The following is a 10552-nucleotide window of genomic DNA, read 5'->3' as shown; positions in this document are numbered from 1 at the left end:
CTGTGGTACCCGCTCCGCGGGTACCACAGGGCTGCGCCCTGTGCAAGCGAAACGCCTCGCGATGCTCGGCGGGCCCGTGCGGAGCACGGGCGGTTCCCTTCGCTGCGCTCTCGGGAACCAGTGGGCCGGTCGCTGCGCTCCCGGCGGCCGCGCGGTGCGCGACCGGGCAACTGACGGCTTATCCAGTGCGGCTAGCGTGGTCGGTAGTAAGAGAGTTGAGGGAGCGTTGAACGCTCCCGGCGGGTCCGCTGCGCTCCCCCGCCTGACGGTCCCTCCGGCTACGCCTCCAGAACCGCTAGGGCCCGCTGGCGCGGGCCCGGCTGGCTGCGAGTGGTGGGGGTTGCTCGATCGCGTGGGTTCCAGTGTACCGCGTGGATCCGATAGATGCAGCATGTAACGTTGGCGGAAACACAGGGCACCCCCCACCACCAGGGAAGGGTGCGCCTTTTTGATGAAAGGTCAGCGTCCGTGTTTTGCCACCCAGTCATGCGAGGAATCACGAATTGAGCGGCTTCGGGCCTCAGCCACAGAACAGTACCTCGGATATCGGAAAGCATGAATTCCGGCGTGCGGAGGTACCGGAGCCGAACGGCCCCTCGGGCCGGGCGGCGGAACCCGCCACGGAGGCAGGCCCCGCCTCCTGGTGCTTGTTCGTCACGGTCGGCACCGCCCGAGACTCAGAGCCGCTGGTGCCGCCTACGGTCTGCGCGGGCCCACGGGCCCGCGCGCGAAGCCGCCTCAGCCACGAAGGGTCCGGCCGGCGCCTGCAGGTGGACCTCAGCCACCTAATACTTACGCAGATCAAGAACCTGCTGGTCAGCGGCCTGCACATCTGGTGATCTGTCACCCCAGGAGGTACACAACGTCTGCGATGTGTACCTCCTGAGTAGTCAGATCGCAGACGGAATGTCAGTCGCACCGACAGTTTTGGGCTCGAAACGTCAGCCAGGCCGACGTTCGCGACGGCGTCCCGTCGAGCGGTCTGCCGACGCACGCAGGGGGGAGATCTGTCCCCCCTGGGGGGACACAACACGCCGGAACGTCAGTCACGCCGACATATATGTCGGCGTGACTGACATACTGCTGGCGTTCAAGATCAGCGAAGTGGAGAGCAGTCTCGTGACACCCGAGCCACAGCGCCGTCGTCCGACACCGAAGCGTTCATCGCGCCGTACGGAGCTGCCCCTCGGGGATGAGATCCAGGCGTGGTCGAAGCCTGTGCAGCCGGTAGAAGACCTTGACTCGGTCGCTCGCCGCTACCCACGTCGGAAGGTCTCGCTCAGCAGCGAGCGCAAGCCGATGGAGTTCTACGACACCCTGGAGCGCCCCAAGGCGTTCTCCATGGACTCGCTGGAGTTCTTCTTTGTGATCGCGCAGTACTTCCGTGAGGCACTGCCGTTGCGGCTGATCCTGCTGTTGATCGCTTGTCAGAAGGCTGGCGGGCAGATCCGGCTGACGCAGGAGGAGATGGCGACGGTCCTGGACGTGCCCCGCGCGAAGATCAACGAGGCGCTGCAGGAGATCATGGGCCATGGCATCGTCTTCAAGGTGCGCCGTGGCCTCTACCAGTTCAACCCGCCCTACTCGTACCGTGTAGCGGAGTTCATCCCCGGCACGGAGCTGGTCGAGGCCGAGTACGTGCAGGTCGACCAGGACAAGGCGATTGCGAAGATCCGTAGGGACGAAAGTCTGCCGGATCTGGTGCGGTTCCCATCGTTGGAGCACATGCGAGAGGCGATCGAGGAACTGCGGAAGAAGCGGTCCGAGGAACGCGCTGCACGCCGACTGGCCCGTGCGCAGCGCCAGGAGGAGGGATCAGCCCAGTGAGTACGTTGAAGTGGTCGGCGACCAACGCTGATGGTCTTCTCGCCGACCTGGACCTGCCGCCTGCCGCTTACCGGGCGTTGCTGAAGCTCCGGGCGCGCAGCGAGGCTGGCGGTCGCATCGCGATGGACCAGGCCACCCTGGGCGAGCTGCTCGGGCTCAGCCGCCCCAGCGTGAACGCAGCACTACGGGAGCTGGAGCTGGCCAAGCTCGTCAAGAAGGTCCGCAACGGTGTCTACCAGATCAACCCGATGCTGGCCGGCTACAACTCCCCCGAGGACGCCCTGGACGCCGTCAAGGCGATGCCCAAGACCGACCGGCTGGACAGCAAGACCTACGTGGCGGACTACCACAAGGCCGTCGCCGCCTATCAGGACCAGCTCGCCGAGCAGCGCAAGAAGCGGGCGGCCGCCGCCGCTGCGAAGAAGGCCGCAGCCGCCAAGAGGCGCGGTTCGCTGCACGCCGTCAGCTGACCCGGCCGCCCGGCCGCCCGCCCGGCCGGGCAACACGGCGCCGCACCCCCTGGTGCGGCGCCGTTCTCGTGCCCGAACGTCCGCGACGCAGCCTGTCGGTATCACCAGGGGTACCGGATGTTCTAGTTCTCCAGAACAGGAGCAGGGCCTGCCCGCCAGGCCGTACATCGTTCTCCTCCAGGGGAAAGCGCAGACGAGACGGCCCGCACGAGCATTCCTGGGGTGGAGCTCCGCGCGCCGCGCACGCGGAGGCCAGCCGACGCGGTACGAGTAGGGCGTGACGTACGACTTCGGCCTCCACCTCACCCAGGAGCTGGGCAACCGCTTCGGCTCGCCCACCGACAGCTGGCCCGAGACCGCGGAGCGGGTGACCCCGTTCCTCGCGATCGTCGTGGACGCCCTGGGCGTAGATGACGGGCTGCGGTGGTTCGAGGCGGCCCGCCAGGCCCACCGGCGCGTGACCGAGGCGGAGCGCGACCGCAGCTACAACTTCGGCTTCGCCCACTACCTGGACACGGCGGCCGGGGCGTACGAGGACGTCACCCTGCCCGTGGTGGCCGCCTTCGAGGCGATGAAGGGTGCGTACGAGGTCGCCCGCTGCGAGCGCAGCGTTGACGTCGACGTGTACTTCGACTGCGCAGTGCAGGCGTGCTCACGTCTGGGCGGCCCAGTGCCGGCGGCAGTGGGAGCAGCCGGGTAGGCGATGGCCGCTGCATGGTGAGGCTGGCCTTGCTGCACTAGCAGCATCTGTGTGCCGACCGGACCGTGCGAATGCTGCGCTGCATCCCGCGTCACCGTGCAGCACGACTCAAACTTCGATGAGATCGCTCAAAGTTCGGTGGCACAGGACAGCCTTACAGCCCCCGAAAAACGGACATAAAGGGATGTTTGCGAGGGTGTGTGACGCTTCCCCGAGGGGGACGTGACACCTCGAGTGCGACAGCGTGACAGTCACCCTCAGTGATCGCGAGCGGGCCCACCCCTCAGCTCCCTCACAGGTTCGCAGGTCGCCCTCGAGGGACGCGCCTACGTGGGGAAACAGGCCCCCAATCCCCTAGGCATCGCAGGCGTTTCAGGCATATCCGGCCCCAGTCCCCCAGATCCGCCCCCCAGACCCTGGGGCTCTGGGGGCAACGGAGCGTGAGGCCAGCCGATCCGGAGCGGGGCGTGCGAATGCTGCGCTACGGACGGACACGGGCGAGGAACCCGGCGAGGGCACCTGTGGCTTCGGGCTCGGTGGTGGCGAGCCGGGCCGCGAACGCCAGCTGGTCGACGTCGGTGTCGGGGGCCAGGCGGGCGAGTTCGGCGAGCAGCGCGGCGTGCGCGAGGACCGGCGGAGGCAGAAGGCCGGCGGCGGCCTCGCGGGCGGCCGGTGCGGCGTAGTGCCCGAGGTGCGCGGCCAGGGCGTGGGCGAGCCAGGCGTCGACGTCGGCCTGGACGTAGCCGCCGGCGCGGCGGGTGAGTTCGTCGCGGGCGGCTTCGTCGCCGGCGCGCAGCTCGGTCTGCTGCAGCGTGCCGAGCTCGCGCAGCGCCTGGAGCTCGTCGGCGCGGGCCGCGGTCCGGGCGGCTTCGCGCAGCTCGGCCTCGCGGGCGGCGGCGGCCGCGGCTTCGGCGGCGAGCTCGGCCTGGACGACGCCGTCGGTGTCCGGGTCGTACACGGTGCCCGGCGCGGCGGCGGCGAGCAGCTGGTCGATGCGTTCCCACTCCGCCAGCTCCGCGCGGCCGCGGACGTCGTCGGCCAGGTCCTCGTGCCGCGAGTCCTGCCGGGCGAACCACCGGGCCTCCTCGAGGGCGGCCGCGACGGCGCCGGCGTCCATGCCCTTCGCCCGGCGCCGTACGACACGGCGGCCGATCCGGGCCGGGTCGACCGGCTCGTGGGGCGCGGCGACGCGCGGGGCGAGTGGACGGCGGGCGGAGCGCCGGGGCGGCCAGGGCGTGGTCATCGTCGGCCTCGCATTCGTGGTGCGGATTCGGGAGCGGGCCGCCAGAGCGCTGTACGGCGGCCCGCCGAATATGGTTTATAGCAGGCCCTGAATTCGGCCGTGTCAGAACTGGAAATCTATGGACTGGACGTGCGTGAAATCAGCGCGCAGACCGTCGGCGCGAGTGCCCCATTCTGTGAAATACGACTCGGTGATGGCCTGCGCAACGATCGGATGTAGATCCTCCTCCGTCGCTCCGGCCTCCTGGAGTTCGAGGATCTGTTTCGCGTAGGTGGGTGAGATCGGGGTGGTGATGGTGCGTATGCGGCCGTCGTCCGAGCTGCCTGAGCACGTGAATCCGAAGTACGCCGTCACCTCCACCATCATGCCGCTGGAGGTGGACGCCTGCTCGCGTGTCTGTGCTCTGACCTGCGGTTGCCACTCGGATTCGGTCTCCTCCACCAGGGTGGCCTGGAGGCGCTTCTGCGGGGTCGTCAGCTTCCCGGCGCGGTAGCGCTCCACCGTGCGGCGCGAGACGCCCAGGCGTTCCGCCAGGGCCTTGGTGGACCCCTTCGCCCGCGTGAGAAGGAATTTCACCTGAGCCTTTGCGGATTTCGGCGCGGGCCGGGTGAAGACTTTCCGCTCCGCCCGCGTGAGGGCCTCCAGGACCTTGCCCCGGCTCGGGGCCGGCTGCTGCTCGTGCTCGTTCATACCTCCTAGGGATCACGAATCGCCTGTGGACAGATTCCGGGCGCGGCAGCCCCAAGTTGCCTGCCAGCTCCGGGTGTTAGGCCGGAGGCCGGGTGGGGGAGGTGTGCGGTGACAAGGGGAGGAACGCGTGGGGAAGCGGAACGGGGCGCGCAAGGGCGCCCGGCGGTCGGGGAATCCGGCGCGCCGTGAGGCGGAGCGCCTGTTCTCGGGGAACGTGATGGGTGAGCGGATGTACGCCGCCACAACCCCTGGGGCCGGGGTACAGCCGGGCGAGATCATCCCCGTGGCCGTCCCGGCCTTGCCGGACGGCGTGGTGATCCGGGACGCGACGCCAGCCGACGCGGCCGCGCTGGAGCCCGTGATGCGGCTGGCCGACCCGGACAACCCCGATGGCTCCTGGCGGCAGCTGCCCACCGCGATCAGCCAGAGCCTGGACGCCGACAAGTACACCCACGTCCGCGCGGTGCAGGAGACCGAATCCGGCGCGCTGGTCGGCGGCACGATGGCGCTGCCAGCGGCGTGGGCATACACCCATCCCATGCTCATGGGGTCGCCCAACGCCCACATCATCGCCGGACTGGTCGCCACCCTGGACTCCCTCGCGGTGGTCGAAGCATGGCGTGGCAAGGGCATCGCCCGCGCCCTGGTCGCCGATGCCGAGCGCGCGGCCGGCGCCCATGAGCAGGGGAAGTTCGGCGCGGCCATCCTGTATGTCACGCACGAGCCGGAGCTGACCGACTTCTACGCCGGGCTCGGCTTCACCCTCTCCCCCGACGGCATCGGCATCCCCACACCGGCCGGGTTCATCTGCCACGGCCCCATCAAGGGCTTCTGCTTCTCGGTGAAGCCGCTGCGCACCGGCGTCCAGATGCAGGACATGCCCACTCCGTACGGACGGCAGCTCGTCATCCGTGGCGTCCTGCCCGGCCCCGCGCGCTGAGCCGGTGACCCGGGAGGCGGTCCGTACAGGGGGAGGCGTGACGACGTCCTCCCCTCCGAGCCGGTGCCGGTGACCATCTAGGGGCTGCCGCCCGGCGGCCAGGACGTGGTCGCGCACCTGTGGTCGCGGCGGCAGGCCCGCGACGGCTGGCGGTATGAGGTCGGGCTCCCGGCGTACCGCAGCGGCCCGGAGGACCCGGTGGAGCCTGCCGAGTACCGGGGATGGGCGCGCGCCCCGCAGCATATGCGGCCCGTGGACGGCGTCCCGTGCGATGCCGTGCCCACTGAATACCTGGAGCAGCCCTCGCCCGTCCAGGAGGCGCTGGGGCCGCGGCGGCCGCCCGGCTGAGTGCTGGCGAAGGCCGGCGGCCGCGGTCCCAGCCGGGGCGGCGACATGCACGCCGTCGGCTGAGAAGACGCGCCGGCCGGGGCGTAGGTGCCGCCAGCGGGCGCTGGGCGTGGCCGAGCAGACGGAGGTGCGGCATTGCTCGCTGTGCGGCGTGGGCGCGGAACTGGACCCTGTCCTCAAGGGCTTCGACCGCGGCTTCGAGTGATGGCGCGCAGGGTCAGCTGGCGGTCCGCGACGCGATGAGCCGGTTGGTCAGCTCCACCGTTCCGAGGTACCACCAGAAGATCCAGTCCAGGAACGCTTCGTCGTAGTCGCCGCGCTGCTTTGCCTCACGGTGGCGCAGGTCGTAGCGATTGGCGATCTCGAACAGCGCCCCTTCGTCTTTGCCGAGCTGGTCTTTGAGCAGGGCCCGGCGCTCCTCGAGGATGCCCGCGAGGGTGACGATCGCCGACCGTTTGCTCTCCACCGTCGTGTCCCGGCCGCGGAACAGGGCGACCGCGTGACGGACCCGGGTCGTGATGTCCGAGGCGCTGTCGGTGAGCGCCCGGTGCACCAGCGCACTGCGGGCGTCGTCGGTGACGGCGACCAGGCGTCCGAGGTCCTCGCCTTCGGCGGCCAGCTCGTACTCGATGCCGGCCTCGCGCAGCAGCTTGTTGACCTTGTCCCTGTAGAGGATGCGGGCGGGCCCGTTGTGGAATTCCGAGTGGTGCCACCCGCACATGCTGTAGGAGTGGTAGCGGCGGGTGCGGGGTCGGCTGACCAGGTCGTGGAAAACCTCGATCAGACCGAAGAAGGTGTCCTCGTCCCACGTCGCCGGGGTCAGGGGCCACAGGTCAGGGATGCCGAGTCTCCGCTCGATCACTCGTGAGGCGTCCGGCAGCTCGGTGGAGTCGTCGACACATTCCTCGCCGAAGACCTCTACCAGGTAGCCGTTGTCTGTGAAGTCGCTGATGATCTGTTCGAAGTCGCGTCGGGTGTCCCGTGGGGTGCTGCCGTCGTGCGAGAGGCCACGGCCTTGCCGCTGCGGCCAGTATGGTCGCGGCTCGGCTGCACGGCGCAGCTCGGAGGCGCGGTTGACCAGCTCCGTTAGCCAGCCCCGCTTGTCCATCCCGTCCCGCTTCCCCCAGCCGGGGGTCGTGCTCGCCCATGGGTCGTCCGAGGGCGCGGGGCGGTTGGACAGCTCTTCGAAGTCGGCCACCGCCGTGGTGCCGGCCAAGGCCTCCGTCAGCAGCCATATCGCCCGCTCCTCCCATGAGGTGCTCGACGACCAAAGCACACGCTCACCTTCGGATACGAACAGCGACGTGGGCCAACGGAGTTCGTAGTTGCTCAGATCCAGACTCACCACGCCATCATCCCCCATTCGGGCAGGCCCAACTGGGCAATACAACAAGGGCATTGGCCGGAAGGGGCGTCTGTATTTCCGGCTTGCAGATACGCGAGCGAGCCCCGAGCCATTCGATCCGGGGCTCGCTCGCTGCTCGGGTGCGGCTTACAGGTCGAACTCGAGGCTGCGTACGTCGTTGATGTGGACTTCTCGGAGGGAGCCGGCGCGGCTACCGCCGTCTTGGAAGTAGACCTCTTTGAGGGCTTCGGCGGTGAGCTTGCGCAGCTCGTCGTCGCTGTCGCCCCGCTGCTGAGCGTCGAAGAGGCGGGCTGCGTACTGCGGCGGCAAGGCGACGGTCAAGTGGCGGATGCGGTCCTGGTCCGTCGTGTCGATCGGCGCTCCGGCGTAGCCGAGGCGGGCGTGGACGTCGATGACGATGCCGCCCGTGGAGGCCGCTTTCTCGCGGGCCTTGGCCCGGATCTGCGGCTGCCAGCGCGCTTTGACCTCGTGCTCCAGACGTGCGGCGAGGTCCGGGCGGGGCTTCTTGATCTGGTCCTTCACATACCGCTCGACGGTGCGCTGGGAAATCCGCAACATCTGGGCGACCGCCTTGGTCCCCTTGAGCTGCTTGACGAGGTAGCGCATCTGCGGGCCCGCGTTCTTGGGCGCCGGGCGGGTAAACGCCTTCTGCACGGCGGCATCCAGGCCGTCCCCGAACAGGCTCATCGCCTACTCCTACTCTCCGTTGTCGACGTCGGTGACAGTGCCGTCCTTGATGTACCGGGCGAGGTTGAGCTCCGGCGCGGTGAACCGGTCGCGGACCTCTTCGCCCCACAGGACACTCTGGGTGCCTTCGTGCTTGACCAGGCCGGGGTTGATGCCGAGCTTGAAGCCGCCGGGCAGCGGCTTGCCTTCCCGGTAGGGCAGGAAGTCCAGCGGACCCTCGCCGTCGGTTGCGTAGACGACGCAGTCGGACAGGATCGCGACCGGGTACTGCCCGGTGAACGCCGCGTGCTTGAGGATCTTGCGGTGCAGGTTGATCCGAGTGCGGGCGATGACCGCCGCGCGGATGTCCGGCCGCCACGTCGGCCGGGACAGCGCGCGCCACGGCTCGCCGGGCCGCCAACCCTCCCCGCGGGGGCGCTCGCGGAGCTTGCCCAGGCCGCCCTTGACCGTTGCCTTGATCGCCGAAACGACGATCGCGAGGTCCGGGTCACGGTCCTTGTAGCCGTCCATCGCCGCGAGGAAGTCGGCCGGGGCAAGGTCGGCGTCGACGCCGAGGTCGGCCATCGTGGCGAGGTAGGCGTCGCGCAGCCGGTTGTACCAGCCGTCCAGGTACCGGCCGTTGTCGTACCGGACCCATGCTTCGACCGGGCGCACCTCGTAGCCGAGCTCCACCGCGTAGGCGACGGTCGGCGTCGCGTACCAGGCTGGCCCCTCGGGGCGGTCGCCCTTCGGCGTGAACGGAGAGGGTAGCAGCGAGCCGTTCAGCTCCACCCATTCCTTGCGGACCTTCACCCGGGAGAGGTCGACGTGGGAGAGGTCGACGAGCCAGGAGCCGGGCAGCTTCGGGTCGAACGCGGGGGCCTGGACGTGTGTCGGGGCGCCGAGGCCGACGTTGAGGCCGTTGGCACCGGCGGCGAACGCCATATTCACATCCAGGCCCACGAGGTTGCGGCGCAGGACCTCGTCGTCGGTGAGGGGCCTTGCCCAGTCGTATGCCTCCTCGAAGAGCTTCTCCGCAGGTCCCCGCACGTGGAACCGCGGCAGGTCCTTGAGGACGGGGTGGCCGTCGGGGGCCTCGCACGGCGCCGGGTCGACCGGGTCCCTGCCCAACGAGCCGGGGTTGTGCTCGGAGTGCCGCTTGCCGTTCTCATCGGGCGCGGTGGCCCGGGTCGCCGGGTGCAGCGCGGTCATCAGCTCCAGGCCAGTGACGGCGGTGGAGCCGCGCGGCGTCATCACTCGGGACGCGTACACGCCCAGGACGCGGGCGAGTTCGACCGGCGGAAGCTTCCCGGCTTCGCCCCAGTGCCGGGTGTCCAGCGCGTTCCACGACGGGATGCACAGCTGGACGCAGGCACGCTCCGAGCCCTTGGCGGGGCGGTAGATCCGCGCCCACGGGCCGAAGCCGCGTTTGGTCAGCTTCCATTCCGCGCGCGCGAGCTGCTTGATGACCTTGTGGCCCTCCGGGATCCGCCCGGCAAGACGCTCTTCGTCGGTGAGGGCGACCGGGAGGCCATAGCGTTCCAGGGCGGCCTCGGTCAGTACGAGCAGCGGGTCGGCGTCCTTGCCGGGGCCGGAGAGCCTCGGCGCTCCGAGCTTCGCCTCCTTGAGCGTCCAGTCCACCAAGGCCGGGATCGACTTGGCAGGCACGTCCAGGACCAAGCCGCCGACGCAGTACGCCAGCACCTTCCCGCCCTCAACGTCGACAACGGCCAACGGCCCGTTCTCGAACCGCGGGTCGACGCCTCCCGCCGGAGTGCCCGCCGCAGCCGCCTTCTTCGCACCTGGTCGGCGCGACGTCGACGTCGGCCTGGTGGCGCGCGCCGGACGGGCTGCGGCGGCCGGGGCGATGACCACGGGAGCGGGGGCAGGGGTCTGAGTGTTCTCGGTTGCAGTCGTGGCCGCAACCTCGGAGGCCTGACCTGTGACCAAGGTCTGCGCTTCCGCCGGGTCGGCCGCACCACTGAACGTGGACGGCACCGTTGCCGCCGGCTCCTGCGGAGCTTCTGGGGCGGGGTAGAGCTCCGCGAGCTGCCGCAGCAGCCGCGCGTACGCCTCACGCTCCGGGCCACGCGGCTCGGTCGGTTTCTTCGCCGACTCCCAGGCGGACACCGTGGCCCGCCGCACCTTCAGCGCAGCGGCGACTTCGTCCAGCGTCAGGCCGTGCGCGACCCGCAGCCGCTTGCGCTCCTCCACCGCCGGCAACGGCGAGCGGGACGCGACCAGCGCGTCGACCGCGTCGAACAACTCGGACATGGAACACCTCCTGACCCACACCCTACCC

The 10552-nt window shown here is 69.7% G+C and carries 9 protein-coding genes; 4 read left to right on the top strand and 5 right to left on the bottom strand.

The genetic code is table 11. The features are described 5' to 3' along the window. Window positions 1-1068: 1068 nt before the first annotated feature. The 3 genes from ABT345_RS32920 (at window position 1069) to ABT345_RS32910 (ending at window position 2997) form a co-directional block, all read left to right on the top strand. Window positions 1069-1827, top strand: coding sequence for a hypothetical protein (locus tag ABT345_RS32920; protein ID WP_345078600.1), 759 nt, complete (start codon window positions 1069-1071; stop codon window positions 1825-1827). Next, window positions 1824-2297, top strand: a complete 474-nt coding sequence (locus tag ABT345_RS32915; RefSeq protein ID WP_345078603.1) for a helix-turn-helix domain-containing protein — start codon at window positions 1824-1826, stop codon at window positions 2295-2297. Before ABT345_RS32920 ends, ABT345_RS32915 begins: the two co-directional genes overlap by 4 nt. A 277-nt stretch (window positions 2298-2574) precedes the next feature. Continuing rightward, window positions 2575-2997, top strand: coding sequence for a hypothetical protein (locus ABT345_RS32910; RefSeq protein WP_345078606.1), 423 nt, complete (start codon window positions 2575-2577; stop codon window positions 2995-2997). 481 nt (window positions 2998-3478) lie between these two features. Here ABT345_RS32910 and ABT345_RS32905 read toward each other — a convergent pair whose 3' ends face one another. Next, the gene (locus tag ABT345_RS32905) at window positions 3479-4240 is read right to left on the bottom strand and encodes a hypothetical protein (protein WP_345078609.1); all 762 of its coding nucleotides are present in this window, start codon (window positions 4238-4240) and stop codon (window positions 3479-3481) included. Window positions 4241-4342: 102 nt separating this feature from the next. Next, the gene (tpg, locus tag ABT345_RS32900) at window positions 4343-4930 is read right to left on the bottom strand and encodes a telomere-protecting terminal protein Tpg (RefSeq protein WP_345078612.1); all 588 of its coding nucleotides are present in this window, start codon (window positions 4928-4930) and stop codon (window positions 4343-4345) included. Window positions 4931-5057: 127 nt separating this feature from the next. On the opposite strand from tpg (ABT345_RS32900), the gene ABT345_RS32895 reads away from it, so the two are divergent. Next, complete coding sequence (locus tag ABT345_RS32895) at window positions 5058-5870, top strand: GNAT family N-acetyltransferase (protein ID WP_345078615.1); 813 nt, start codon at window positions 5058-5060, stop codon at window positions 5868-5870. Window positions 5871-6435: 565 nt separating this feature from the next. Here the strand turns inward: ABT345_RS32895 and ABT345_RS32890 are convergent. The 3 genes from ABT345_RS32890 to tap all read right to left on the bottom strand — a co-directional run bounded on the left by ABT345_RS32890 (window position 6436) and on the right by tap (window position 10524). Then, the gene (locus ABT345_RS32890; protein ID WP_345078618.1) at window positions 6436-7563 is read right to left on the bottom strand and encodes a hypothetical protein; all 1128 of its coding nucleotides are present in this window, start codon (window positions 7561-7563) and stop codon (window positions 6436-6438) included. Between the two features lie 147 nt (window positions 7564-7710). Further along, on the bottom strand, window positions 7711-8271 hold the full coding sequence (tpg, locus tag ABT345_RS32885) for a telomere-protecting terminal protein Tpg (protein WP_345078621.1): 561 nt from the start codon (window positions 8269-8271) through the stop codon (window positions 7711-7713). Between the two features lie 9 nt (window positions 8272-8280). Next, entirely contained in the window at window positions 8281-10524 is a 2244-nt protein-coding gene (tap, locus tag ABT345_RS32880) for a telomere-associated protein Tap (RefSeq protein ID WP_345078624.1), read from the bottom strand. Between the last annotated feature and the right edge of the window lie 28 nt (window positions 10525-10552).

The organism is Streptomyces sp. NPDC000404 (assembly GCF_040300365.1).
GTDB lineage: Bacteria > Actinomycetota > Actinomycetes > Streptomycetales > Streptomycetaceae > Streptomyces > Streptomyces ramulosus.
Note: the sequence above shows the minus strand (reverse complement) of the source record. Positions and strands in the feature narration are given on the sequence as shown.